Here is a 25,584-nt window from a genome sequence, read left to right on the forward strand (position 1 = left end):
AGATGGTTTTAAGTGGATAAGTAGACGAGTTTTGGTTTTAGTTTGTAAGTCTTTGAGTTGATAAGTCCTTTAATTGTGGGACGGGAAAGGTTCTTTTCTTTCTCCCTCCCCTCTATGGGGAGGGTTGAGGTGGGGCTTCTGTCCTTAATAAAAAAAGGTGTGCCCAAACAGACACACCCTTGTATATACTCATTCTTAAATCTTATCGAGCGCTTGCTTGATGTCATCGAGCAAGTCGTCGGCATCTTCTATACCCACAGAGAGGCGGATGAGGTCGTGAGCGATGCCTGCCTCGCGCAGCTGTTCGTCGGAAAGTTGACGGTGGGTATGACTAGCCGGGTGGAGCACACAGGTGCGGGCGTCGGCCACATGGGTCACGATGGCGATGAGTTGTAGTGAGTCCATGAACTTAATAGCAGTCTCACGGTCGCCTTTCAGACCGAATGCCATAACACCACAAGAACCATTAGGCAGGTATTTCTGGGCTTTGGCATGGTTCGGGTCGGTGGGTAATCCGGCGTAATGTACCCATGCCACACGGTTGTCGGCAGACAAGAATTCGGCTATACGCTGCGCATTGCGACAGTGTTGAGGCATACGTAGATGGAGCGTTTCAAGTCCTAGGTTGAGCAAGAACGAGTTCTGAGGACCGGGGATAGACCCAAGGTCGCGCATCAACTGTGCTACTAGTTTGGTGATATAGCCCATCTTACCGAACGCTTTGGTATAGGTGAGTCCGTGATATGACTCGTCGGGTGTACACAGTCCGGGGAATTTATCGGCATGGGCATCCCAATCGAAGTTGCCACTATCGACTACTACACCGCCCACTTGGGTGGCATGGCCGTCCATATACTTTGTCGTAGAGTGGGTGACGATGTCGCATCCCCATTCAAACGGACGGCAGTTGACGGGCGTAGCAAAGGTATTATCCACTACGAGAGGAACGCCATGAGCATGCGCAACACGTGCAAATTTCTCTATATCCAGCACATTACAGCCGGGATTAGAGATGGTTTCACCGAACATGAGTTTGGTGTTGGGGCGGAAAGCTGCACTCAATTCCTCTTCGGTAGCGTCTTGATTGACGAACGTACATTCGATACCGAGTTTCTTCAGCGTTACTCCAAAGAGGTTGTAGGTGCCACCGTAGATTTCGTTGGAAGCCACTACGTGATCGCCGGCCTCACATATATTGAAGATGGCGAAGAAGTTGGCCGCCTGTCCGCTCGATGTAAGTACAGCACCGATACCACCCTCAAGTGTGGCAATCTTCTTGGCTACGGCATCGTTAGTGGGGTTTTGTAGGCGGCTATAGAAATATCCCTCTTTCTTCAAATCGAAGAGTTGAGCCATTTCTTCAGTGTTGTCGTACTTGAAAGTGGTACTCTGTACGATGGGCAACACGCGTGGCTCACCGTTTTTGGGCTCCCATCCTGCTTGCACGCAGAGGGTAGATGTCTTCAAATTTTTCTTCATAATACAAATGATTTATAATAGTCTCTATCGATGTATGTTGCAAAGTTACAAAACAATTTGAGCCACACAACTAAATACTACCGATTTGTTTGGCATTCCGATAGACTTATGTTATTTTTGTAAACACAATCTATATCAATCAAAAACAATGAAAACCATGATTCAATCTATCCAAACATTGACACTAACCTCAATTCTATTACTAGGTTCCATGAGCTTACAAGCGTGCACTAAAGCCGCTATTGTTCCTGAAGAGAAAGGACAAAAGGGTGATAAAACATTATTTGTGGAGAATTTCGACGGTGTATCCAAGCGACCCGACCCGGCTGTATGGATGCTCTGTAAATACTCAGATACGGTATGGGGGCGCTACTTCGAGCATGCACAGAACTATGAAAACGTGCGTGTGGAGGGCGGTTATCTGAAGTTGAAAGCCGATAAACGCGACGGAATTTACCGCAATGGAGGCATCAGAACCATCAAAGGGTTCCCATGTAATACACGCGTTGAAGTGAAGGCGCGGTTCACTCATCAGGTCAAGGGAGGTTTCCCGGCCATTTGGCAGATGCCAATTAAGGGTAAAAACTGGCCTCAAAGTGGCGAGATAGATATCATGGAATGGATACAAAGCACACCCGGAGAAATCTATCAGACGGTGCATACGTCGTACAATCGAGAGCATTTGGGGCGCACCGGAGCCACCAATACACAGCCTAATCGCAACCTCGACATCACGAAAGACCACGTGTATGCGGTCGAGAGAACCGAGAAAGCACTCATATTCTATCTCGATGGATGTGAGACATGGCGCTATGAGAATCGACAAACTACCGATGAGAAAGGGAATATACAGTATCCGTTTGCCGATTACGACTTCGATATTATCTTGAATTTCTCACTCGGTGGCAAGTTCAAGGGTGAGGAAACGTGGCCCGGTGACATTGATGATGCCGATTTACCCGGTGAGATGTGGATAGACTGGGTGAAAGTTTCAAAACTCTAAATCAAGTTTTAGGTTCGTTTAAAAACAAATCTTGAAGACCGTGAGGCCGTTGCTTTCGGTCTTCAAGGAAAAACTGAAGCCATGACGGGTGAGCACTTCGCGTACGAAGATAAGGCCGATGCCTTGTCCGTTGGGCTTCGATGAATAGAACGGGGTGAAGAGATGCGACTCTGTTTCAGCAGTGATAGGGTCGCCATCATCGCTGATTTCAATGCTGTGTGAAGTGGTTGTAAGAGTTATTGTACCCTTGCCATCTATGCTTTCTATCGCATTTTTGATGATGTTTACAAACAACTGTTCCATCAAGATAGGGTCGGCTTGGAGGATGAGCGGCTCATATTGTCGACGGATGGTGATATCTTGGCAGAGTGTTTCCATCGACCTGAGACAAGTATCTAGATGCTCGCATACATCCATAGACTGTAAAGTGGGTTCTGGAATCTTCACCACATCGGCAAAACGTGTGATGAATCGACTCATGGCATAGCTACGGTCGATACACACGCGCATCAATTCCGCGATGTCGGTATCGGCTTTTAATTCCTCTGAAATACTCTCAAGACTCGACGTAATGCCTGCCACGGTGTTGTTTACCTCGTGGGCTATCATACGGACAACTTGTTTATAAGCCTTGTTCTCGGCCTTTCTCACCTCATCGGTCATCGATTCTATAAGTACGAAAGGATGCTGAAAACCATGGTCGATAAACGAAAGTCGTGCTAAACGGTAGATATGACTGTCGCTCAAATGGAGTGTAACGGTCTCTCCTTCTTGCAAGGTGGCGATGCGTTGGACTAGTTCTTGGTTGGCAAGGAAGTGCCGGGCAGCAGGATTTAGCGACGTGGTGTGGCCCTCGAAGTCCATCTGTACCACGCCCATGGGAGACGCCTCGATGAGCAAATCAAGGAAATGATTCTGCTCACGGACGCGCAATCGGTTCTCTTTCAACTGCTCCATCATGCGGTTGAAGATGTCTATGATGCGGTCGGCATCTTTTTGTCCCACGTGTCGAAGACGCGAATTGAAGTCTTGAGCCGACAGTAAATCCATGCCACTCTCAATGATTCGTCGTGGTTTGACGACGTAACGATGATAAAGACCTGCCAAGATGAGAGCCGTGAGAAGAGCTGTTGCTGCGTAAATCATGCCTTGTTGTATTTTTCTAGTCGGCGGTATAAGGCTTGCCGAGTGATGCCTAAGTGGGCTGCCACACGCGTAATGTTACCACCAAATAGCTGCATAGCCTGTTCGATACGGGCACGCTCGGCATCGGCCAGCGTACCGTTGGATTCTGAAGAGAATATCCTGTCGCCATGTTTCAGCCCCAGTTGGAAATCATTGGCGGTGAGATAGTCTTTGTCACTGATGATAATGGTGCGCTCCACAAGATTCTTCAGTTCTCTGATGTTACCCGAATAATTTTGCTCAGACAGCATATCCATTGCTTCTGGGGCAATGTCTACCGAACGAACTTGGGCTGCAAAATGGTTCACGAGTAATGGTATGTCTTCGCGACGTTCGCTGAGTGAGGGTAGATGGATGGTGATTAAGTTGATACGATAGAACAAATCTTCGCGGAATCTACGCTCGTTGATGCGGCTTGGCAAGTCGGCATTGGTGGCCGACACTACACGTATATCAACCTTACGAGGCCTACTGTCGCCCAATGGTTCGAAAGTTTGGTCTTGCAATACACGCAATAGCTTCACCTGTGAAGCCATGTCCAAGTCGCCTATCTCGTCGAGGAAGATGGTTCCTTTGTCTGCCATTTCGAATCGACCGATGCGATCTGACTGTGCATCGGTGAACGCTCCCTTGCGGTGACCGAACATTTCGCTCTCGAAAAGCGATTGTGATATGCCGCCTAGATTGACTTTGACAAAGGGCTTCTTGGTTCTACTGCTATTGCGATGGATGGCTTCTGCAATGAGTTCCTTACCTGTTCCGCTCTCTCCGGTAATCAATACGGATGCCTGAGTTTTGGCCACTCGCGCCACCATATCAAGACATTCTCTGAGCGCCCGACTCTTTCCGATGATTTCAGGAAAGTCGTTTGGTGCCTCCGTTTGTGGTATGTCGTTCATTTGTAGAGCCGTCTCAATGCGCTGTAATAGACTGGCATTGTTCCAAGGCTTGGTGATAAAGTCGAACGCTCCGGCCCTCATACCTTTCACAGCAAGGTCTATACTGCCCCAAGCTGTCATGAGTATGATCGGGATATGAGGCAAAAACAACTTCACTTGGCGTAATAATGTCAAGCCTTCGTCGCCCGATGTGGAGAGCGAGAAGTTCATATCCATGAGTATCAGTTGCAGTCTTGCCCCTTGACTCCGTATCATATCCATGGCTTCCGTGGCGTTGCTGACGGCCAATGGCGTCATTCCTGCTCGCTTCAGCATGAAATTAAGCGATGAACGTATGGTGATGTCGTCGTCAATTATCAGTATCATAACACAAAGCTATATATTTTCATGGCTTCTCACAAATTATTGCTTCAAAATCAGCATCAATGCTATTGTTTGTCGAGAAATCCCATAATGTGAGGCTACGAAGTTGATAATAGTAGTGCCAAAAGAGGTAAGTCTCGTTGATATATTGTTGTCGTGCCTCGTCTTTTCGGATTTGTGCATCGTTCAAATCAAGCGTGTTAATCTTGCCCATGACAAATGTTTCGATACTCGTTTGGTAACGCCGACGGGCTATACTGTCGGCTTCGACGGCGATAGAGAGCTGTCGTCGCTGGTTGTTGAAGTTTTCTACAAGTAGGAATATGTTCTGGTTGAAGGCTTGTTGTTGCTGACGTAGTCGGCTCTCGGTGACCTTTCGGTTGCTTTCGGCCATGCGTAATGTACCGCGACGCTTCCCCCAATCCAACAGCGGAATGGCCACACCTACTCGCACGATGGCATTATCGCGCAGGTCGCGATAGGCATTTTGCAATCGGTCGTTGGCTATTCCGCTCCATCCCATCGTCACGTTGAGCGATATATCTCGTAGGTTTCCGCGTGCTTGCGCCACCGCATAGTCGGCTTCCAATTGGCTTCTTCGGATACTTTGAACGAATGAATTACGAGTTAAAGCCTTGTCTAAGACGTCGACATAAGCAAGTTGGGGTGTGCCGGTAAGTACTTGTTGGGGTGGTGATACTACTTGTAAATCGGCCGAATCGGGCATATCGAGGAAGGCACGCAGCCTGAACAGGCTACTGTTCTTGCTGCTTTCGGCTCGCGCCAATGTCGCTTCGGCTTTGAGCAAGGATAGTTTTAGTTGCATGACATCGCTCTCGCTGACGTGCCCCATACGCCTTCTTTCGCGGGCAATATCGTATAGTCGCTGTGCATTTTCCTTGTTTTGACGGGCTATATTCACGTTTTCGTTGGCCAAAAGTAGGTCAAAGAAATATTGGATAGTCTTCATGGTGACCTCTTCGGTGGCCGAGATGAAAGCGGCTTTTGCCTCGTTATACTTCACCGGTTCAATGCGTCGGTGCCACTTATGATGGTTTACGCCGAAGAGAGGTTGCTCCAATGTGAGACTCAAAGGTACCGACATGAAGTTCCGATTGTTGGTGTCGTGGATGTAATCGAGCGATGATGTGAGCGATAACCGGCCGCCCGTGAGCCATATATTCTGCTTAATGTTGAGTGCACTCGCTAGCGATGTGGTCTCATTGCGCACATACTTATATGTTCCGTCGGCCTGTTGATAGGCGCTATAGCTTTGGTTGAACTGCGGAAGAGTGCCCACCAATGACAACTCCGGAAGCATATCGGCTCGGTAAGCACGATACTCCCAATAGGCAGCAAGCAACGAATTGCGAGCCACAGCAGCATCCAAGCTCTGCCGACGAGCCATGGCGATGGCGTCGGGGAGCGATAGTTGCAGCGTATCGGCGGCCGCAACGTACTGGCAAATGGTTGTCAAGAGCAGTAAAAACAATCGTCTCATAGTTCTCGAAGGGCTTCTGATGGTAATTCACGCGCGGCTTTTCTCACAGGAATCAAGGTGGCTAAAGTACTGATAAGTACTAAGATGACGTAGGTGATGAGCGTTGTTATACAAAGCAACCGGATGGGGTGATACATCAAATACGAGTAGTATTCTGCCAAAGATTCTTGTCTTGGACTGATATGGAACATTCCCATGGGTTGTAAGATGCTTATTGCTGCCACCCAAGCAAGACAGAATGCGAGTGTTGTGAGCATGGTAGACTCCAGTAAGTATTGCTTCATGATGCTGCGAGTGTCGGCTCCCATCGCCTTTTGTACGCCTATTTCGTCGCGTCGGTCGGCTGTTCTTAACCAGAAAGTTCCTAATATTCCAAGGAATATACAAGCCAAAAGGAAAAGCATAAAGATGCCGGCTATGCGTACAGCACTCATCAAACCGTATACTTCTAACTGGTCTTTCTGTCGTTCGATATCGTTTTTGAGCGATACGGAATAGATATTTCCGGTGCGTAATTTGGGGACAACGGTGGTTTGAAACCATTGTTTGAATGTCTCCACATCGGTATCCTCACGCAGTCGCAACGCAATATTAGTCTTGTCCCATTGGTCTTTCATATCGAAGTTGAGATTCCGGAACACCAGCAGGTTACCGTCGTTCACTTGCATAGTCTGCATGCTGACGTCGTCGAATACCCCAGCAATGGTATAAGCTGTATGTGCATCATCGCTGTATAGTATCTTCTTGCCGATGGCATTGCGTCCGGAGAAGTAGGTTTCAGCAATGTATTTGGAAATATAGACCGTGTGCGGCGAAGTGATACCATGCTCTCCCGGCTTTAACAGATGGATGGGGCGACCCGTATAGGCATCGCGAAACCGATAGAGATGGAGTTGATCTCCACCTGCCATAGGGACGATATGGAAGAATCGTGCAGGTATTTTTCTAGCAGTATCGCCTTGTACCAAGAATTGACTTACAGTTAAATTATTTCCGTAAGGAGTCGATTCTCCCGTGCCAATTACGCATTCTTCCACGTCTTGATGCTTTTGAATGAGCTGTAAAGCGTGGCGTAGCTCCTGCTCATATACACTGTCATTAGCGCATGTTTCTTTCCATCCTTCATCTTGATTGGTGTACCTATTTAACTCCACGGTATATAGATGGCGACTGTCATAGCCCTTGTCCGATTGAAACGCTGGCCATTGGAATAAGCCAAAATAAACAATAAAGAAAAGGAAGAAAGCCACAAGTGCCAGTTCAATAAACAGCCAACTGTTTTTACTACGTTGATTCCAAAGGGTTTTAAAGATAATTCTTAGCATACGGTTTTACTTTTTAAGGTTCAACGAATCTACAATATTGCGACGCAAAGAGAGGCATCCGGGGACCACGGCTGCCAATATGTTGACTGTCAAGCATACCAAGATAGTGAACAATATAATCCATGAATTGAACAGCATTTCAATAGTGATGATGGGATCGTCGCCTGTTTGGGTGAGCATCGACCGTAAGGCCGAGGCATTGGAAACCACAAGTACATAGGCCAACAAGAGGCCGATGAGCGACCCGATAGCTGTGAGTAGCACGTTCTCTACCATCACTTGCCACAGCAATGTGGACCTTCGCGCACCGAAAGCCTTTCGTATGCCCATTTCGGGAAGGCGTTTTTCCATACGACTGGAGATGAGACTGCTCAGGTTAAGCGACGGAATGACAAGTAGTCCGACTACTAATATTCCCAAAAGAATCAATGTTGCATAGTTGAATTCGTCTCCCGTCATCTCAAAATTGGCCGATTCTGCCAACATTCTTAAGTCGACTTGAAATTCTTTTTGAGAGGTATTCAAGCGTTTGAAGAAGTCGGCAATGGATTGTTGGGCTTGCTTTTTATCGCTCGTCAGTAGGTAGACATCCCATGTACCAAATAGTTTTTCGCTTGCTTTCGTGGCTTTGTTTTGGAGCATCTGTGGCGAAGCTGGCAGCCAAACTTCAGCATACGGTTCGCTAACAAAGGCCGATACGTCGGCTACTACGCCTGCTACGCGGCGCAACATGCCATTGAAGAGTATCTGTCGGCCGGCAATTTCGCTCGCTCCAAACATGCGTTTAGCCAGTGATTCACTGATAACAATGTCGCTTGATGCCCTGAGTATGTCGGCTTCTCCATAGGCTTTACCACTCAAGAACTTGAATTTGAACACGTCCCAAAAGCCTGCATCGGTGTAGACATAGGTTGCCGTGGTGGCTTGTAGATTGTTGGGAAGACTGAGTTGCCCTTTGTTCGGCTTGGTCTTGGTACCTATATAGCTCACTCCTTTCAGCGTTTTTAATCGTTCGGCAAGGCTGTAACTGAGTCTCCCCATCTGAACATTACGGTCGGCAAACTCTGCTTTGCCCGGTAATTCTATACGTAGTGAGGTCATCTCCAACATCATATTGCGTTGGTTGTAAGGGTAAAGAGGCGCCACTTTGATATAGGTTAAGATGATGACCGACATGGTTAACATCACCGAAAGAGCCGTTCCCACGATGTAAATAGTAGAGAATAGCTTATGTTGCCCTATCATTGTTCGGGCCTGACGAAGGTATATATTCATTGTCTTTTGATTTTTAATACGTTGTTTTTATACTGACCCATATCGCTCGTCACGACGGTCTCGCCCTTTTGGAGTCCGCTTTTTACTTCGACAAAGTCAAAGTTTCCAACGCCCAACTTTACCTGTCGGGCTACGAGCCTGTTCTTGCTTTCCTTTACGTATAATATATAGTCGCCTGCGCCTCGATAGAAATTACCGTTGGGAAGGCGCAGTGTGGCCGGACGAGTGGAGGTAACTACGAATACATCGGCTACCAATCCGGGACGTAGTTTCATCTTTTTCGGTTGGTTGTTGAGTTCTATCGTGAACTGTACGACGCCGTTCTGTGCCTGTGGCGTTATACTGCTAATGGTGCCGGTACATATACTTGAAGCTATCTTGATATAGGTTTTACCACCTATCATCAACTGTTCGGCGTAGTCGGCAGCTATCTCGGCGTTGATTTTAAAGTGGTTCATGTCGGCTATGACGGCTACTTGCTGCCCCTGCCCTACCTGTGCTCCCACTTGCGTTTGGATGTAAGTGAGTGTCGCCTTACGCGGAGAACGAATCTGAGCATCTTCCAATGTGCGCTTGTTTTCGGCCATAGTCTTGCCTTGCATGGCCACATCGAGCAGCTGAGCACGCATTTCTGCTTGTTGTATTCGGCGTGTATTAGCCAGTTGATGTTCCTGTTGTTGCAGTTGTAGTCGGGCTACATTGTATTCCATTCGTTTGCGTTCCACGTTGTCACGCGTACTTGAACCGATGCTGTCTAGATGTTGTTCGGCACGCAACTCTGCTTGTAGTCGATTCATTTTCATACGAGCCACGCGTATCTCCATTTCCATATTGGAGAGTGAGGTTTGTTGATTTACACGCAATTGACTAAGCCGTGCCTGTCTCATTTGTGCTTCGTCTTGTGCCCGTTGATACTCGGCTTCGGCCGCATGTAGGTCGAGTAGTAACAGCGGAGTGCCTACTTCTACTTGGTCTCCGGCTCGTTTGTAGACCTCTAAGATACGCGATGAGATGGGCGAATTGATAATTTCTTCGAACATCGGCACCACTTTGCCACCAGCCGTAACGCTTGCTACCACGTCTCCGCGGTCTACTGTAGCGAGTCTCAGCGTACTTTCGGCCACGCCGGGAGTTATCTTTGCGCGAACTATCAGCAGTGCAATGATGAGTAGAATGGATGCTCCACTCACTTTGGCAAGCCTCATCAACAGCCGACGCCGTTTCTGTTGTATGGTAATTTCTCTATCCATGAACTTCCAAATTATATAACCTGCCGGCCGTCGAAGAAGCGAATGGTGCGCGAAGTGTCGCGTGCCTGCTGCTCATTGTGTGTTACCATGACGATGGTAGTGCCGTCTTCGCGATTCAGTCGATGGAGTAGCTCCATGATATCTGCCCCCATCTTCGAGTCGAGATTACCGGTTGGTTCGTCGGCGAGGATGATTTCGGGTGCTCCGATGATGGCTCTTGCGATAGCAACACGCTGACATTGTCCACCGGAGAGTTGTGATGGCAGATGGTGCATGCGATGGGTAAGTTCCACTTTGGCCAACACCTCTTCGGCACGGTGTCTTCTTTCTTTGGCGCTCACGCCTCTATAGAGTAGCGGCATCGACACATTGTCGAGCACATCGAGCGAGTTGATGAGGTGGAACGATTGGAAAACGAAGCCCAATTTACGATTACGGAAGTCGGCCATCTGTCTGTCTCGCATGCCTACTGTGTTTATCCCGTCGATGACGATGCTACCTGTGGTGGGTGTTTCGAGCAGTCCCATAATATTGAGCAAGGTTGATTTGCCACATCCGGATGGACCCATAATACTGAGAAATTCTCCTTTTTCTACTTTGATATTGACGTTTTCCAGTGCTACGGTCTCTATATCGCCGGCACTATATACCTTACTAATGTCTGTGAGTAATATCATATTGTTTATATTATTTTTACTGTTGCGATATGAACAAGATGCATGCCAAAGTTGTAACTCGTTGATAATCAACGCTAGTTGTGTTTTGCTGGTGTACGAAAGCGGACAGTGCGTACGTTGAAAGAGGAGGAAGAGGGAGAAAGAAAAGAACCTTTCCCGTCCTACAACTAAAGAACTTATCAACTCAAAAACTTAGAAACTAAAGCCTAAACTCGTCTACTTATCCACTTAAAACCATCTCCCTCCCCTTTTGGGGAGGGCTGGGGTGGGGCTGTTGCAACGGCTTCTCAGCATCGCTGCCTCGACTTTTCAGCATTTCGGAATAGGCTTGGCAGCAAAGCTGCTGAGCCCTTGCAGTAACCTCACCTCAACCCTCTCTCAAGGAGAGGGAGATGGTTTAAAGTTGACAAGTAGACGAGTTTAGAGTAAGAAGTGAGGAGTTATGAGTGATGAGTAGGGGCGAATTGTATTCGCCCAATAACAGTTTTGATTGAGGGGGAGTACCTAAAGGCATTCAATTTTTGTATCCCTATTAGTCCGCCAGCCGTCATTTCATTCCGGCAAGCGGCTAACGCAGAGGGTAGCCATGTTGTGGCTGGTTGCTGTAGTGAGGAGTTTCTTATCCTCATTACTTGGTATTTTTCCTTAATGTGTATGTCATATATTCTTTGATATGAAGAAATGGTGTTACCTTTGTAGTTCGATTTCCTGTCGGATGAAATCTTTACAGAGGATAAAGATGCTTCTCGGACAGATGAGATGACATAACTATAGAGGTATACAGATTTTATTTTTTCACTCAATAATATTAAGGATAATGAAGAATGAATGGAGAAGTTTCGTAGGACATCAGTGGACAACCGAAGTCAATGTGCGAGATTTTATTCAAAACAATTACACAGGCTTTGACGGAAACGAAGATTTCTTGGCGGCTCCAACGGCTGCTACGGATAAGCTTTGGGGTATTTTGCAGCAGTTACAGAAAGAAGAACGTGCCAAAGGTGGTGTACTTGATATGGAGACTGAAGTCGTTTCGAGTATGACAGCTTATGGTTCGGCTTATATAGACAGCCAATTGAAAGACCTTGAAAAGGTGGTTGGACTTCAGACAGACAAACCTTTGAAGCGTGCTTTCATGCCTTATGGCGGTATTAAGATGGCAGAACAGGCTTGTACCACCTATGGCTATACACCGTCTGAGAAGTTGCATGAAATCTTTACGAAATATTGTAAGACTCATAATGATGGAGTTTTCGATGCGTATACCGACGAGATGAAGTTGGTACGCCACAATCATATTCTTACAGGATTGCCCGATACGTACGGTCGTGGACGCATTGTGGGCGACTATCGCCGTGTAGCTCTGTATGGTGTTGACTTCTTGATAGAAGAGAAGAAGAAAGATTTGAATCTCTGTGGAGACGGTACGATGACCGATAATGTCATTCGTCAGCGCGAAGAAATATCAATGCAGATAAAGGCACTCAAAGAGATGAAGGCTATGGCTGAACTCTATGGGTATGATATTTCACAACCTGCACAGAATGCTCGTGAAGCTGTTCAATGGCTTTATTTCGGTTATCTGGCTGCCATCAAGACGCAGAATGGTGCAGCAATGTCTGTAGGTCGTATTTCAACATTCCTTGATATTTATATTGAGCGCGACTTCCGTGAAGGTACTCTTACCGAAGATGAGGCTCAAGAATTGATAGATCACCTTGTGATGAAGTTCCGCATGGTGAAGTTTGCTCGCATTCCTTCATACAATCAACTATTCAGTGGAGACCCCGTATGGGCTACATTAGAGGTGGCAGGTATGGGTATGGACGGGCGTTCGATGGTGACGAAGAGCGACTTCCGCTTCCTTCACACGCTTGAGAATATGGGACCATCGCCCGAACCTAACCTCACTGTGCTCTATAGTCCGCGTTTACCCGAAGGTTTCAAGAAGTATACAGCTGCTATTTCGGTGAAGACAAGTTCTATTCAGTATGAGAACGACGAGGTGATGCGTCCGGTATGGGGTGACGACTACAGTATTTGTTGTTGCGTATCTGCTACCCAGACCGGTAAGGAAATGCAATTCTTTGGTGCTCGTGCCAACTTGGCTAAATGTCTCACTTATGCAATTAGCGGTGGTGTAGATGCTAGAACACGCGAGCAATGTGGTCCTGCTTTGCGCCCAATAGAGGGTGACGTGGTGACTTACGATGAGTTTATGCCTCGCTTCATGGATATGATGGAATGGTTGGCAGGTGTATATGTGAATACCCTCAACCTCATTCATTATATGCACGATAAATACTTTTATGAGGCAGCGGAGATGGCTCTTATTGATACCGATGTACGTAGAACATTCGCAACAGGTATTGCTGGCTTCAGCCATGTGGTCGATTCTATCAGCGCTATCAAGTATGCCAAGGTCAATATCCTGCGTGATGAGACTGGATTCCCACTCGAATTTAAGACCGAAGGCGACTTCCCCCGTTACGGAAATGATGACGATCGTGCGGATGATATTGCTGTATGGTTGCTCAAGACGTTTATCGGCATGATTAAGAAGCACCATACTTATCGTGAATCCGAACCTACTACCAGTATCCTTACCATTACTTCTAATGTGGTTTATGGTAAGTTTACCAGTAATATGCCGGATGGTCGTCCGGCCGGAACACCCCTTGCGCCTGGTGCAAATCCATCGTATGGTGCCGAGAAGAACGGATTGTTGGCATCGCTCAATTCTGTGGCTAAGTTGCCTTATGAGTATGCGCTCGATGGAATTAGCAATACACAGACTATCAGTCCCGATACATTAGGACACGATGATGAAGAACGCGCTCGTACACTTGTGGGTGTCATGGATGGTTATTTCAGTCGTGGTGCTCATCATCTCAACGTAAATGTATTTGGTGTAGATAAGTTGAAAGATGCCATGGAGCATCCTGAGAAACCTGAATATGCTAATTTTACCATTCGTGTGAGTGGTTATGCCGTGAAATTCATCGACTTAACGCGCGAGCAACAAGAAGATGTGATAGCACGTCAGGCACACGACAAGATGTAAAAACGAGAAAAACTGTAGCTTACTCTATATCAAATGAGGGAGCTATGGTCATATGCTCGGATATGAAAAAGAAACGGAGCGCCTCAACAGCGCTCCGTTTCTAATTGGCAAATAGAGAGGATAAGAAATGGAAAAGAACAAGTTAAATATACAAGAACAGAAAAAATGTATGTCGGCGAATGGCGATTTGCATGGCATTCCGGATGATATGGACAGTCCGAAAGTGGGCTTTCTGCATTCTACCGAGTCGTTTGGTTCGGTAGATGGCCCCGGTATTCGCTTCGTCATCTTCTTACAGGGCTGTCCCATGCGTTGTCGCTATTGTCATAATCCGGACTCTTGGAAAAAAGAAAAGCAGCAGAGCGTTACGGCAGAAGAGTTGCTTGGCCGTGCCGAACGCTACCGAAGTTATTGGGGAAAAGACGGGGGGATTACGGTGAGTGGGGGTGAGGCGTTGCTCCAAACCGATTTTCTGATAGAACTGTTTAGCAAAGCTCATGAGCGAGGTATCAATACATGTCTTGATACTTCTGCCCAACCATTCTCTCGACAGTCGCCCTTTTATGATAAGTTTGTACACCTCATGGAGCATACCGATTTGGTGTTACTCGATATCAAGCATATTGATAGCGAGGCTCATCGTATGTTGACAGGGCATCCTAATGAGAATATTCTTGATGCAGCTCGTTGCCTTTCAGACATGGGTAAGCCTGTATGGATTCGTCATGTATTGGTTCCGGGCATTACCGATGATGAAGATGCACTTCGAAGATTGGCTGCTTTTATTCAAACATTAAGCAATGTGCAGCGTATAGAAGTGTTGCCCTACCATGCATTGGGCATTTATAAATGGGAGAATCTGGGTATTCCCTATAGCTTGAAAGATGTGTCTACGCCTGCGAAAGAGCAGGTAGAGTGGGCTGGGAAGATACTTCGTGGTGAGCAGTAAACGTAGGTTGTGGATGCTTATCGAAGGAAGTCATGAGCCAATCTTATGCTTTCTTGGAAAGCAGATTCCTGCCCTTTAACGGTAATAAACAGGTGGACGCTACCCGGTAATACTTCTCGTCGGGCATCGACGCCTAATTGTTGAATGCGCCCGACGAAGGTTTCCCCTTGAGAACATAGAATATCGCGCTCGGCAGCAACCAATAATAGTTTTGGCAATTGTGCCAGTAATGTGTCTGAAGCCATAGAGGGTGAAACCAACGGATGGCATTCCCGACCCTTGGCGTAGGCTTGGTTGAATGCTTCCATGATACTTCCGTCTAAGGCAAATCCTTTTTGATAGGCCTTCCACGATGCCGACTGATCGTTCCAAGCAGATATTACGGGATAGAAAAGGAGCAGCGAATGGAGAGGTGATGTTCCTTTTTGCAAGAAGTTTAATGTGGTGGTGAGGGCTAAATTTCCCCCTGCGCTGTCGCCACCGATCGATATTCGGCAACTATCTGCGCCCCATTCAGAGGCTTTCTCTTTTGCCATACGCACCGCATTGATACAGTCTTGCAGTCCGGCAGGGAAGGGATGTTTGGGTGCTAACCTATAGTTGAGAGCCAATACCATCACTTCGCCTTGGGCAACCAGTTGCTGACAAAAGCGAGCACAGCTGTTGATACTGCCGAATGTCCATCCACCACCGTGCAGATAGATGAGGAGTGGGAGCGTCTTTTGTTTCTTGTTACGGGGAGTATATAGACAGAGTGTATTGCTGATGTAAGATGTTATGACCTCATTACATACTTCTGGAACTTGGTTGCGTGAATTTCTAATAGCGGCAAGTGGGGCAGTATTGCCTTCTATGGCTTTACGAATAGCTGCTGTTTGTTTTACTTGTAGTCCTTCAGGCATCTGTTGCAAGAACAAATCGGCTTCTTTCTTGAAATTATATTCAGTAGTGATATTCTTTTGTTGTGCAAAAGATGGGAGGTTGGATATCATTATCAGACAGCTTATAAATAGTAAGATACGTTGCATGATGAAACTGTTTTGAACTTCGGAATGCAAAACTACAATAAAAAGAGAAGCCAGCAAAGCTTTCATATAAATTGCCTGTAAATTTCGTTATTATCTTCTATTTACGTTATCTTTGCCTATGACTAAAGTAACAATTATGAGCGGAGATACCGAGCAAAAGAAGTTTCTGAATAAGTTTTATCTCAAAGATGTGACGTTTGTCAACCTGATGATGCGTCGTATTTATAATGTTCTCATTGTGGCCAATCCCTATGATGCGTTCATGTTGGAGGACGATGGACGCGTAGAAGAGAAGATATACAATGAGTATATGCAGTTGGGATTACGTTATCCGCCTACGTTTACGCAGGTGAGTACGATAGAAGAAGCTTCAAAAGTGCTACAGACAACGAACATAGACTTGGTGATCTGTATGCCGGGTAACGCCGATAATGATGCTTTCACCGTGGCTCATGCCATCAAAGATGAATTCCCCGCTATTCATTGTATCGTACTGACGCCTTTCTCTCACGGTATTACCCGTCGCATGCAGAATGAAGATTTGAGTATCTTTGATTATGTGTTTTGCTGGTTGGGCAATACCAATCTCATCCTTTCTATCATCAAATTGATAGAAGACAAAATGAACATAGAGCACGATATACGCGAGGGTGGGGTGCAGATGATTCTCTTGGTGGAAGACAGTATCCGTTTCTATTCGTCTATTTTGCCCAATCTCTACAATTATATCTTGTTGCAGAGCCAGCGGTTCTCTACCGAAGCGTTGAACAAACACACGGCTACGTTGCGTATGCGAGGTCGTCCGAAGGTGGTATTGGCACGAACTTACGAAGAAGCGTTGGCCATGTATGAAAAATATAAGGACAATACGTTGGGCGTTATCAGCGACGTTCGTTTCCCACGAGGCGGTGTGAAGGATGGCGAGGCTGGTCTCTCATTGTTGAGAGAAATCAGAAGCCGTAACGAGTATGTGCCGCTTATCATGGAGAGTTCGGAGTCGGCAAACCGCCAAATGGCTGAGGCTGCAGGCTTCCACTTTGTAGATAAGAATTCGAAGAAGATGAGTATAGACCTCCGTCATTTGATGGAAGAGCACATGGGATTTGGAGATTTCATCTTCCGTAACCCGAAGACACATGAAGAAGTGATGCGTGTGAGCTCGCTCAAGGAACTGCAAGACAACATTTTCAAGATTCCCGATGACTCCATGCTCTACCATGTGAGTCGCAATCACATGAGTCGTTGGCTCTCGGCGCGTGCCATTTTCCCGGTATCGGCGTTCCTTAAGAATATCACTTGGCACGAGTTGCAGGATGTAGAAGCACACCGTCAGATTATATTCGACGCCATTGTGCAGTATCGACACATGAAGAACATCGGTGTGGTAGCCGTGTTCGACCGTATGAAGTTCGACCGTTACGCCCATTTCGCACGTATTGGTGAAGGCTCGTTGGGCGGTAAAGGGCGCGGACTTGCATTCTTGGACAATGTTGTGAAGATGCATCCGGAGTTTAATGCCTACGAGAATATAAAGGTACAGATACCCAAGACGGTGGTATTGTGCACCGATGTGTTCGACCAATTCATGGAGCAGAACAACCTATACCAAATAGCTTTGAGCGATGCAACGGACGAAGTGATACTTCAACACTTCTTGCGAGCGCAGTTGCCCGACTCGTTGATAGCCGATTTCTTCACATTCTTCGAGGCTACGAAACGCCCTATTGCTATTCGTTCGAGTTCGTTGTTGGAGGATAGTCACTATCAACCATTTGCCGGAATCTACAGTACTTACATGATACCTTACTTGGATGACAAGTATGCCATGCTGCATATGTTGGCCGCAGCCATCAAGAGTGTGTATGCATCTGTGTACTATCGCGATTCTAAAGCGTACATGACGGCCACCAGCAACGTGATAGACCAAGAGAAGATGGCCGTGATATTACAGGAAGTAGTGGGAAAACAATACGGTACTCACTATTATCCGAATATCAGTGGAGTGCTGCGTTCGCTCAATTATTATCCCATTGGCGACGAAACGGCCGAAGAAGGAATCGCCTCTTTGGCTCTCGGACTGGGTAAGTATATCGTGGATGGAGGGCAGACTTTACGTGTATCTCCTTATCATCCCGACCAAGTGTTGCAGATGAGTGAATTGGAAATAGCCCTGCGTGAGACGCAGACGCAGTTCTATGCACTTGATATGGCGCACGTAAGCGACGACTTCAATGTAGACGATGGGTTCAATATCAGTCGTCGGAAAGTGAAAGAAGCCGACAAAGATGGCTCGCTTTACCTGATAGCATCGACCTTTGATCCCTACGATCAAGTGATACGTGACGGGCTATATGAGGGTGGACGAAAAATCATTTCGTTTGCCGGTGTATTGCAACAAGGAGTGATTCCGTTTGCCGAAGTGATGCAAATGTCGATGAAGTATGGCTCTGAAGCCATGCGAAGGCCGGTAGAAATAGAGTTCGCCTGCAATATTTCGGAAGATAATGCTGCCGAATTCAACCTGTTACAGGTACGTCCAATCGTCGACGCCAAGCAAATGTTGGATGAGGATGTGTGTGGTATTACCGATGAGGAATGCCTGTTGCGCTCGCATCACTCGTTGGGACATGGTATTTCGGAAGATGTTGTCGACGTGGTATACGTGAAGTACGACGACACGTTCTCGGCCATGAACAATTATTATGTGGCCGACGATATAGAGCGAATCAACCGCAAGTTCCTGACAGAAGGGAAGAACTACATCCTTGTAGGCCCCGGTAGGTGGGGTTCAAGCGACCACTATCTAGGCGTACCGGTGAAGTGGCCGCATATCAGTGCAGCCCGTGTTATTGTGGAAGTGGCGCTCAAAGATTATCGGGTAGATCCTAGTCAGGGTACCCATTTCTTCCAAAATCTGACAAGTTTCGGCGTAGGCTATTTTACCATAGATATGAATACAGAGGATGGCGGACTCATTCGGAAGGAGTTATTGGATAGCTTGCCTGCCGTGGAAGAGACGCCGTATGTACGCCATGTACGCTTCGGCCATCCGCTACGCATTCTCATGGACGGTAAGAAACAAGAGGGAGTGGTGTTGAGGTAAGTAACTGTTAATAAGCCTTTTGAAGACAATAAAAAACTAAAGAAACAGACCTTTTATCACAAAATATTTGGAAGCAATTTGTTTTCATATTATCTTTGCATCGTGTTTTTCATGGTATTAGATTTAAGGTTAACAAAGGTTGGGACTCAGCGGAGCCCCTTTTTTTATGCCCTTACGTTTGTATGGCGATTTTCTAGTATCTTATTGGCTTGGTTAGGCTTGTGAATTTCAGCTTTTTTACTTACTTTTGCTGTCAATAATACAATACGGATTGTAGTATGATAATGCTGTGCTTAATCCCTCATCTACACGGATATAATGACCGATTTTGAAAGACTTTATATCACATGGTATGCTCGTGTGAAGAACTTCGCACTTGTCTATGTGAAGTGTGAAGCCGATGCGGAGGATATAGTGCAGGATGTTTTCGCGAGAATATACGAACGTGAAGACTTGTTTAATAAGGATATAAACATCACAAGTTATCTGTTTATATCGGTCAAGCATGCTTGCTTGAATCATTTGCGCGAACGATTGACGGTGTCGGAAGCTTATTCCAAGTATTACGAAACGCAACGACTGGAGATGCAACTCATGTATGACTCGTTGGAACAGTTGGATATGAACTTCTCGGACGAGTCTATAGAGACGATGTTGGAAAATGCCATTAACCATCTACCGGATAAATGTAGGCAGATATTTATCATGAGTAAGCTCAAAGGCACGAAGCAAAAAGCCATCGCACAGGAGTTAGGTGTGTCGGTAAATACGGTGGAAGTGCAGATGAGCATTGCTTATAAGAAGCTACGAGAAGAACTCAAAAACTGCATTCCTTTGTTGGCGTTCCTGTATATGATGCCTTAGAATGGTAGCCTCGTGCCTTAGTTTGAATGTCTTACTCAGATTTCATAACTTGGTAGTCAACGGATTTTGAATTTCACCAATACGCCTTTATGGTCGGTGGGCCATAGTCCTGTGGGAAGCACAAAAGAGTCTTTGGTATCTTCCTTGAGAGCTGTTGAGCGGTAGGCAGACATGTCGGGACCGAATATCTGAGCCGATATGGGCGTCACACCTTTACCTTTATAGTAGATGAAGTCGATGCGTTCGCGCTCGTCGGCCTTTGGTGCCCACGTTAATTGTTCCATCTTTACAGCCGGATTATAGCTTGGATAAGTGAAGCCGGGATGCGTGATGGCACTGGGATAAACCTCGCGATAGGCATCTCGGAAGCCGTTTTTGTAGAGCATGGTAGACACGGTCCAAGGTACGATCATGCCATGATGGTCGTAAAGGTCTTTGGTTTGGGTAGTCCAATCCAAATGAGACGGTTCGTTGAAGTCGCCTCCGAAGACTACACAATGACCTGCTTTGATGTCATGGCGAGCCTCGTTGATAAACGTCTGTACCTCATTGTCACGCCAAGAGAGGTCGTTCAACTTCAAAAGTTCGGCCACCGACTGTGGTCGTTCGCACTCCTTCCATGTGCAACCATCGTATCCGTAAACATTGTAATAAGCACAATCAAGGTAGTCTAAATGTCCTGTATAGACGCTGACCTTGCGCCCTTGCACCTCGGCTGTGAGTTTATAGATGCTCCCATGATCCTTGTTGAGGGTTGAAACGTAAACAGAATCAAGGATAGGATAGCGACTCAAAAGGCCAGAATCGTCTGTGCGGAAAGAATAATAGGTTAGTCCTTTGGCCTTCAAATCGTTGACGAGTCGGCGCGTAAAGTTTACGTTATGGTAGTTACGCACTTCACTCAGCGTGACGAAGTCGGGTTTCAGACGGCACAACTCGTTGACGATGGCATCGTAACCGCCCGGTACCACCGTGCCTTCCTGCCATATATTCCATTGCAATACGGTAATCTCAACATCCTTACGAGCCTGAACGTTGAGGCTCATCAGTACCACTAAAAGGGTAAATAAAATCTTTTTCATTTTGTTATTTCTGCTTTGTAAGTATTAGTTTCATGGTTTATGTCGAAGCAATTGTAACCCTTGCTTCGCAGATAGGATTCGATATGGAGCACGCGTTTCCTAAAGTCGGTATAGGATGACTTGGTTCCCCAAGCTGTTTCGGCAATGGCTAAGAGACGTGGATACATCATGTATTCAACGTGAGAGGGTGTTTCTATATATTCCGCCCATAGGTTTCCTTGTATTCCATCAATGTATTTCTCTACGTTGCTTCCTTTTAGTTCGGCAGGAATAGGGTCGTAAGAATAGACCTTTTCCAAAGGTGAATAACCGCCAAGAGCCTTTGGCTGTGTTTCAGGCTTATCTTGATAATGGTCTAGATAGTAGTATTTAGATGGACATACCACAACATGATGTCCCATTTTGGAGGCTTTGATGCCACCTTTTTCGCCACGCCATGACATGACAAGTGTTTGTGGCGAAAGTGTAGTACCATCGAGAATTTCGTCCCAACCTATCATTCTGCGACCGTGAGCCGTAAGGAAACTGTCGATTCTACTGATGAGATAGCCTTGTATCTGTGCCGTATCGTTCATGTTCATACGATTGTATAGTCCGATACATTTGGGACATTTCTTCCAATAACGCATCGTCGATTCATCGCCACCGATATGGATTACTTTTGAAGGGAAGACACGCATCACCTCTTGTAAGATGTCGGTAAGGAACTTAAACGTATGCCCATTGCCCACACAAAGGTCGAACCCATCACCTTGTCCGGTACAAGACAGGTCTTTAAACACCTGCATCACCTCGTAGCTATGGCCGGGCATCTCGATTTCAGGGACGATATTGATGTATCGACTGCGTGCATACGCTACGATTTCTTTTAAATCTTTTTGTGTATAATAGCCTCCGTAAGCCCCCGGTGTGTCTTTTTTACAAAACTTACGTCCTTCGTCTATCCACTGGTCGCGACTGCATTGCGTGCGATAAGCCGCCCCGTCGGTGAGTTGTGGATACTTCTTAATCTGCATTCGCCACCCTTCGCAATCGGTAAGATGCAGATGTAAGGTGTTCAATTTGAAGTAGGCTAGAGCGTCAATCTGTTTCTTGATGAAGTCTTTTGACCAAAAATGGCGCGATGTATCAAGCATGAATCCGCGATGAGCAAAGCGCGGGCTGTCGGTTATCTCGGTACATGGAATATGCTTCTGCTGCTCCATTTGGCGTAAAGTCTGTATTGCATAGAATATACCGGATGCTGTGGAAGCCTCTATCCGAATTGTATCGAGCCCCACATTCAGTTTATATCCTTCGGCGCGAAAGGCTCCTTGGGTGAGCCGAAGTACAATGACGCCTTTTGGTTGTGCTTGTGTTGTCTGTTTGGGCGTGCCCATCAACATTGCCACCTGTTCTTTAATGTACTTCGAGTCCTTACCTTTTAAGTTGCTCACTATCTTGTAATGTCTATCGACTGCAAAAGTTCCATTACCTATTTGTTGCTGTACGGGCAATGGCAGTAGCGTCTGTGCATTGAGACCAAGGCAGTAAAAGAGACCGAGATAAAATAGAAACTGTTTCATGTTAGTATATTTATTGTACGGTAGGCGGCTTACTTAAGATGCCACCCTCATTGTATTGCTGATTATTGGGGAGTCCTTGACTTCCTATCCCTTTCTTCATAAGCTGCTTTAGGAGACTGAGATACCGTGTATAAATGTCGCGTGGAAGTGCTTGATGCTGTTTGCAGAGCGATGCTGCCATTCCTACAACCTCGCCCATCATGCCCGTTGTGCGCATGACACGAACCGAACCGAGGGCTATATGTGTCACGCTGATGTCGCGACCAGCCATAAAGAGATTGTCAATATTTCTAGAATATAGGCATCGATAAGGTACGCCATAAGGATAAATTACCTTTTGTTTCGATATGGCTTTATACTCATTGCCGGGGAAATAAATGCCGTTGAGTGAGTCGGGATAATGCAAATCAATACTCCACGTGGTGGTGAACGATGCATCTTCGTGCGAAACATGTTTTATAAGATCTTGTTCACTCAGTACATAGTCGCCTAGTAGACGACGCGACTCGCGTTTTCCGGCAACATAAGCCACCCATCCCAACTGTTCTTTCTCAAACTTTTTTCTCTTTGAATATTGGTTTTTCAGGTAGCTCCAGTTAGAATATACCACCATCAGACCGTAGTCTCTGATTCGTTCAAAGTCGGTTATCTGATTTTTGTTGAGCCCTGTCTCCCATGTCCATTCGCCCTTTTTGATGGGTTCACAACTCTCTTCGGTGAATGAGATACCATAGTTGAATGGGCGGAATGTATTGGTTTTCTTCGTTGGTTGGGCATACCATTGTACCGAAGCCCCCATGGTCATCTCGTCGGCCTGCTTCGGTGCTAATGGCTCTTCGAACTCATTGTAGGCTTCACGTCCCATCTTATAGTCGGCTCCGGCTAAATATCCCACTGTAGCATCGCCCGTACAGTCGGCAAACAGTGGCGCCTTGAAGATCAGTGGTTGCGATGTCTGTGTGTTTAGGGCTATGACACAGGCTATTTTATTACCTTCCATCTGCACCTTGTTCACGTGGTAATTGGTAAAAAGAGAAATGTTTGGTTCACGCTGAACGATGTCCATCTTCTTGTGGTCGGCATAGTTTTCGGCTGGCATGGCATTGCCCTCTTCCGTTGGGCCAAACTCTTTTTGGAGTCCACCGAGGTTTGGAAACTTTCCTGTTTCGATTCTTCCACCTAGATGGACTCGCACTTCTGAACTGTTATTGCCACCCAAGATGGGGCGATCTTGCACCAAAGCTACTCGCATTCCTAGTCGGGCTGCTGATACAGCCGCGCTGATTCCGGCCACACCACCGCCTACAACAACAAAATCGAATGTTCCTGCCGAAGGGGCAACGCTAGGTAGTTGGAGCAGTCGTTGGCGCATATTGGCTAATGCTAGCGAGTCATCGGACGGTAAGTTGTTGCCAGTTGTGAGATAGATGGCATCACAGCGACCGTCAAATCCAGTTAGGTCTTTTAGTCGGAGCGTTGCTTTTCCTTTTTTCAGAGTCACCTTACCGGCCTTTTGCCACATCCATTGTGTGCCGATATTTCCAAGTGTTGGCGACAATCTCTTACCATTAATCCATAGCGAGAAAGCCCCTGCACCCTGCCCATGATGCCACGGTGATGTCCAGTTATAGGTTCTAACGAATGCATAGTATGTGCCATCGTGTGGCACGGTGATGTGGGTTGATGCGTCGGCAACAGGCACTCCCATGCCGTGGGCGATGAGATAAGGCGACCCCATTTGGTCCATAAACTGTTGGTCGACCGCCCATCCGCCTTTTACTTCAAAGCTCTCTGCCTCTACAAGTATGTCTGCGGCTAGTGCTGAAGTTGTGACGAGTAGGGGTAATAAAAGGGTTGATAGAATTTTTATCATGCGTATGTATTAGTATAATATGATTTCGTTTTTCTCGGCATTGTGGCTGATATGGAACGGATATACCTTCGAAATAAGCTGTAGAATCGACGTAACACCATCGTGTAGACGGAATTTTCCTGTGTATTCTTGTTTGGCAATATCGTCGTTTTTGATGATGATGTCGACATGGTAATACTGGTGTAGGCGTTCGGCCACTTCTTGCATGCTGGCCGACTTAAACGAGATGATGCCATCGCGCCATAGTATATCGTCTTGGTCTACGGCTAGAATCTTTTGTTGGTTGCCGGCTATAATGAGTTGCTGATGGGGCGTTAGTATTGTTCCTTGAGCTTCCTTGCTAGGTTGATAGACTCTGACCGAGCCTTCATAGAGGGATACGTCTAGTGTAGTGGGGGTATAGCAACGCACGTTGAATTCCGTACCAAGCGCTTTTACCTGTCTATTGCCTGCTTGAACAATGAATGGATGACTCTCGTCTTTGGCTACATCGAAGTAAGCTTCGCCATGCAGCAAGACGGTTCGTTCGTCCCCAAAGGTCGATGGATAAGTGATAGTAGAACCGGAGTTGACCCATACCGAGGTGCCGTCGGGAAGTGTAATCTGTGCCCGTTGTCCCTCCGGTACATTTAGTTTCTGATAAGCTATGGGTTGCTGAGAACCTATGTGGTATTTGAAGATAGCGGCTGTACCGATGATGCCAAGTATCAATATGGCTGCGTAGCGAAGCAGTTGTCGAGCCAGCAATTTCATGGTATCTCTTTTTTGAGCCTTCTGTCTCTGTAGTAGACTTTCTCTGCCGGCTTCCTCATTGGTGAGATCGGGGTGGAGAGATATCAGTGCTTTCATATTGATAGCACGGGTTAGTTCGGCCTTTAATGTTGTCGACGACTGTGCATCTTGTAATAGCTGTTCGGTATCTTGGCTATTGAGAGTTCCTTCCAAATATTGATTGATGCGTTCATCCATTTGTTCCTGTTTTTATGATATAGACAAGCAAATATAAGAAAACCACTAAACAAAAGAGCTAGAAAATGTATCTAATTTGCTATAATTTACTCTTTTGTGGGTAGATTGGGTGTTTTAGACGAATATAGTT

The 25,584-nt window shown here is 46.4% G+C and carries 18 protein-coding genes; 5 read left to right on the forward strand and 13 right to left on the reverse strand.

What is annotated here, in order from left to right; all coding sequences use genetic code 11:
• Window positions 1-195 precede the first annotated feature (195 nt).
• Complete coding sequence (locus HMPREF3034_RS04450; protein ID WP_036896577.1) at window positions 196-1,479, reverse strand: O-acetylhomoserine aminocarboxypropyltransferase/cysteine synthase family protein; 1,284 nt, start codon at window positions 1,477-1,479, stop codon at window positions 196-198.
• A 148-nt stretch (window positions 1,480-1,627) separates the two neighbouring features.
• Here HMPREF3034_RS04450 and HMPREF3034_RS04455 point away from each other — a divergent pair, with 148 nt between their 5' ends.
• Window positions 1,628-2,482, forward strand: coding sequence for a glycoside hydrolase family 16 protein (locus HMPREF3034_RS04455; protein WP_052052776.1), 855 nt, complete (start codon window positions 1,628-1,630; stop codon window positions 2,480-2,482).
• A gap of 18 nt (window positions 2,483-2,500) precedes the next feature.
• Here the strand turns inward: HMPREF3034_RS04455 and HMPREF3034_RS04460 are convergent, their stop codons facing one another.
• Genes HMPREF3034_RS04460 through HMPREF3034_RS04490 form a run of 7 tightly spaced genes read right to left on the reverse strand, consistent with a single transcriptional unit; the run spans window position 2,501 to window position 10,957 of the window.
• Window positions 2,501-3,628, reverse strand: coding sequence for a sensor histidine kinase (locus HMPREF3034_RS04460; RefSeq protein WP_036896578.1), 1,128 nt, complete (start codon window positions 3,626-3,628; stop codon window positions 2,501-2,503).
• Window positions 3,625-4,932, reverse strand: a complete 1,308-nt coding sequence (locus HMPREF3034_RS04465; protein WP_036896579.1) for a sigma-54-dependent transcriptional regulator — start codon at window positions 4,930-4,932, stop codon at window positions 3,625-3,627. Before HMPREF3034_RS04465 ends, HMPREF3034_RS04460 begins: the two co-directional genes overlap by 4 nt.
• A 19-nt stretch (window positions 4,933-4,951) precedes the next feature.
• On the reverse strand, window positions 4,952-6,430 hold the full coding sequence (locus HMPREF3034_RS04470) for a TolC family protein (protein ID WP_036896580.1): 1,479 nt from the start codon (window positions 6,428-6,430) through the stop codon (window positions 4,952-4,954).
• Window positions 6,427-7,755, reverse strand: coding sequence for an ABC transporter permease (locus HMPREF3034_RS04475; protein ID WP_036896581.1), 1,329 nt, complete (start codon window positions 7,753-7,755; stop codon window positions 6,427-6,429). Before HMPREF3034_RS04475 ends, HMPREF3034_RS04470 begins: the two co-directional genes overlap by 4 nt.
• A gap of 6 nt (window positions 7,756-7,761) precedes the next feature.
• Window positions 7,762-9,030, reverse strand: a complete 1,269-nt coding sequence (locus HMPREF3034_RS04480; RefSeq protein ID WP_082721688.1) for an ABC transporter permease — start codon at window positions 9,028-9,030, stop codon at window positions 7,762-7,764.
• Window positions 9,027-10,280, reverse strand: a complete 1,254-nt coding sequence (locus tag HMPREF3034_RS04485; protein ID WP_036896583.1) for an efflux RND transporter periplasmic adaptor subunit — start codon at window positions 10,278-10,280, stop codon at window positions 9,027-9,029. The genes HMPREF3034_RS04480 and HMPREF3034_RS04485 overlap by 4 nt, the downstream gene beginning before the upstream one ends.
• A gap of 11 nt (window positions 10,281-10,291) precedes the next feature.
• Window positions 10,292-10,957 (reverse strand): ABC transporter ATP-binding protein, encoded by a 666-nt coding sequence (locus tag HMPREF3034_RS04490; protein WP_036896584.1) that lies wholly within the window; start codon window positions 10,955-10,957, stop codon window positions 10,292-10,294.
• Between the two features lie 817 nt (window positions 10,958-11,774).
• Between HMPREF3034_RS04490 and pflB the strand changes: the two genes are divergently transcribed.
• Both pflB and pflA read left to right on the forward strand, forming a co-directional pair.
• Window positions 11,775-14,021 (forward strand): formate C-acetyltransferase, encoded by a 2,247-nt coding sequence (gene pflB / locus HMPREF3034_RS04495; protein ID WP_036896586.1) that lies wholly within the window; start codon window positions 11,775-11,777, stop codon window positions 14,019-14,021.
• A gap of 208 nt (window positions 14,022-14,229) precedes the next feature.
• Complete coding sequence (gene pflA / locus HMPREF3034_RS04500; RefSeq protein WP_062433573.1) at window positions 14,230-14,970, forward strand: pyruvate formate-lyase-activating protein; 741 nt, start codon at window positions 14,230-14,232, stop codon at window positions 14,968-14,970.
• A 17-nt stretch (window positions 14,971-14,987) separates the two neighbouring features.
• Here pflA and HMPREF3034_RS04505 read toward each other — a convergent pair whose 3' ends face one another.
• Window positions 14,988-15,962, reverse strand: a complete 975-nt coding sequence (locus tag HMPREF3034_RS04505) for an alpha/beta hydrolase (protein WP_231725605.1) — start codon at window positions 15,960-15,962, stop codon at window positions 14,988-14,990.
• Between the two features lie 154 nt (window positions 15,963-16,116).
• Between HMPREF3034_RS04505 and HMPREF3034_RS04510 the strand changes: the two genes are divergently transcribed.
• Both HMPREF3034_RS04510 and HMPREF3034_RS04515 read left to right on the forward strand, forming a co-directional pair.
• Window positions 16,117-19,101 carry a PEP/pyruvate-binding domain-containing protein gene (locus HMPREF3034_RS04510; RefSeq protein WP_369796362.1) on the forward strand — a complete coding sequence of 995 codons (2,985 nt, stop codon included), beginning with the start codon at window positions 16,117-16,119 and terminating at the stop codon, window positions 19,099-19,101.
• A 318-nt stretch (window positions 19,102-19,419) separates the two neighbouring features.
• On the forward strand, window positions 19,420-19,965 hold the full coding sequence (locus HMPREF3034_RS04515) for an RNA polymerase sigma-70 factor (protein WP_062433520.1): 546 nt from the start codon (window positions 19,420-19,422) through the stop codon (window positions 19,963-19,965).
• Between the two features lie 56 nt (window positions 19,966-20,021).
• On the opposite strand, the gene HMPREF3034_RS04520 is transcribed toward HMPREF3034_RS04515, so the two are convergent.
• From HMPREF3034_RS04520 to HMPREF3034_RS04535, 4 genes are read right to left on the reverse strand one after another with little or no spacing between them, the layout of a single operon-like run.
• Entirely contained in the window at window positions 20,022-21,047 is a 1,026-nt protein-coding gene (locus HMPREF3034_RS04520; RefSeq protein ID WP_062433523.1) for an endonuclease/exonuclease/phosphatase family protein, read from the reverse strand.
• Window positions 21,044-22,612, reverse strand: coding sequence for a beta-N-acetylhexosaminidase (locus HMPREF3034_RS04525; protein ID WP_062433526.1), 1,569 nt, complete (start codon window positions 22,610-22,612; stop codon window positions 21,044-21,046). The genes HMPREF3034_RS04520 and HMPREF3034_RS04525 overlap by 4 nt, the downstream gene beginning before the upstream one ends.
• A gap of 10 nt (window positions 22,613-22,622) precedes the next feature.
• Window positions 22,623-24,485 carry an FAD-dependent oxidoreductase gene (locus HMPREF3034_RS04530; RefSeq protein ID WP_156431036.1) on the reverse strand — a complete coding sequence of 621 codons (1,863 nt, stop codon included), beginning with the start codon at window positions 24,483-24,485 and terminating at the stop codon, window positions 22,623-22,625.
• A 9-nt stretch (window positions 24,486-24,494) separates the two neighbouring features.
• The gene (locus tag HMPREF3034_RS04535; protein WP_062433529.1) at window positions 24,495-25,454 is read right to left on the reverse strand and encodes a FecR family protein; all 960 of its coding nucleotides are present in this window, start codon (window positions 25,452-25,454) and stop codon (window positions 24,495-24,497) included.
• Window positions 25,455-25,584: the final 130 nt, after the last annotated feature.

The organism is Prevotella sp. DNF00663, assembly GCF_001553265.1.
Taxonomy (GTDB): Bacteria; Bacteroidota; Bacteroidia; order Bacteroidales; family Bacteroidaceae; genus Prevotella.

Coding starts and splice junctions, on each gene's coding strand:
- HMPREF3034_RS04535 (WP_062433529.1), bottom strand. CDS start 25,454: ATGGATGAACGCATCAATCAATATTTGGAAGGAACTCTCAATAGCCAA.
- HMPREF3034_RS04515 (WP_062433520.1), top strand. CDS start 19,420: ATGACCGATTTTGAAAGACTTTATATCACATGGTATGCTCGTGTGAAG.
- HMPREF3034_RS04480 (WP_082721688.1), bottom strand. CDS start 9,030: ATGAATATATACCTTCGTCAGGCCCGAACAATGATAGGGCAACATAAG.
- HMPREF3034_RS04460 (WP_036896578.1), bottom strand. CDS start 3,628: ATGATTTACGCAGCAACAGCTCTTCTCACGGCTCTCATCTTGGCAGGT.
- HMPREF3034_RS04450 (WP_036896577.1), bottom strand. CDS start 1,479: ATGAAGAAAAATTTGAAGACATCTACCCTCTGCGTGCAAGCAGGATGG.
- HMPREF3034_RS04520 (WP_062433523.1), bottom strand. CDS start 21,047: ATGAAAAAGATTTTATTTACCCTTTTAGTGGTACTGATGAGCCTCAAC.
- HMPREF3034_RS04475 (WP_036896581.1), bottom strand. CDS start 7,755: ATGCTAAGAATTATCTTTAAAACCCTTTGGAATCAACGTAGTAAAAAC.
- HMPREF3034_RS04530 (WP_156431036.1), bottom strand. CDS start 24,485: ATGATAAAAATTCTATCAACCCTTTTATTACCCCTACTCGTCACAACT.
- pflB (WP_036896586.1), top strand. CDS start 11,775: ATGAAGAATGAATGGAGAAGTTTCGTAGGACATCAGTGGACAACCGAA.
- pflA (WP_062433573.1), top strand. CDS start 14,230: ATGGACAGTCCGAAAGTGGGCTTTCTGCATTCTACCGAGTCGTTTGGT.
- HMPREF3034_RS04505 (WP_231725605.1), bottom strand. CDS start 15,962: ATGATATCCAACCTCCCATCTTTTGCACAACAAAAGAATATCACTACT.
- HMPREF3034_RS04465 (WP_036896579.1), bottom strand. CDS start 4,932: ATGATACTGATAATTGACGACGACATCACCATACGTTCATCGCTTAAT.
- HMPREF3034_RS04485 (WP_036896583.1), bottom strand. CDS start 10,280: ATGGATAGAGAAATTACCATACAACAGAAACGGCGTCGGCTGTTGATG.
- HMPREF3034_RS04510 (WP_369796362.1), top strand. CDS start 16,117: ATGACTAAAGTAACAATTATGAGCGGAGATACCGAGCAAAAGAAGTTT.
- HMPREF3034_RS04455 (WP_052052776.1), top strand. CDS start 1,628: ATGAAAACCATGATTCAATCTATCCAAACATTGACACTAACCTCAATT.
- HMPREF3034_RS04470 (WP_036896580.1), bottom strand. CDS start 6,430: ATGAGACGATTGTTTTTACTGCTCTTGACAACCATTTGCCAGTACGTT.
- HMPREF3034_RS04525 (WP_062433526.1), bottom strand. CDS start 22,612: ATGAAACAGTTTCTATTTTATCTCGGTCTCTTTTACTGCCTTGGTCTC.
- HMPREF3034_RS04490 (WP_036896584.1), bottom strand. CDS start 10,957: ATGATATTACTCACAGACATTAGTAAGGTATATAGTGCCGGCGATATA.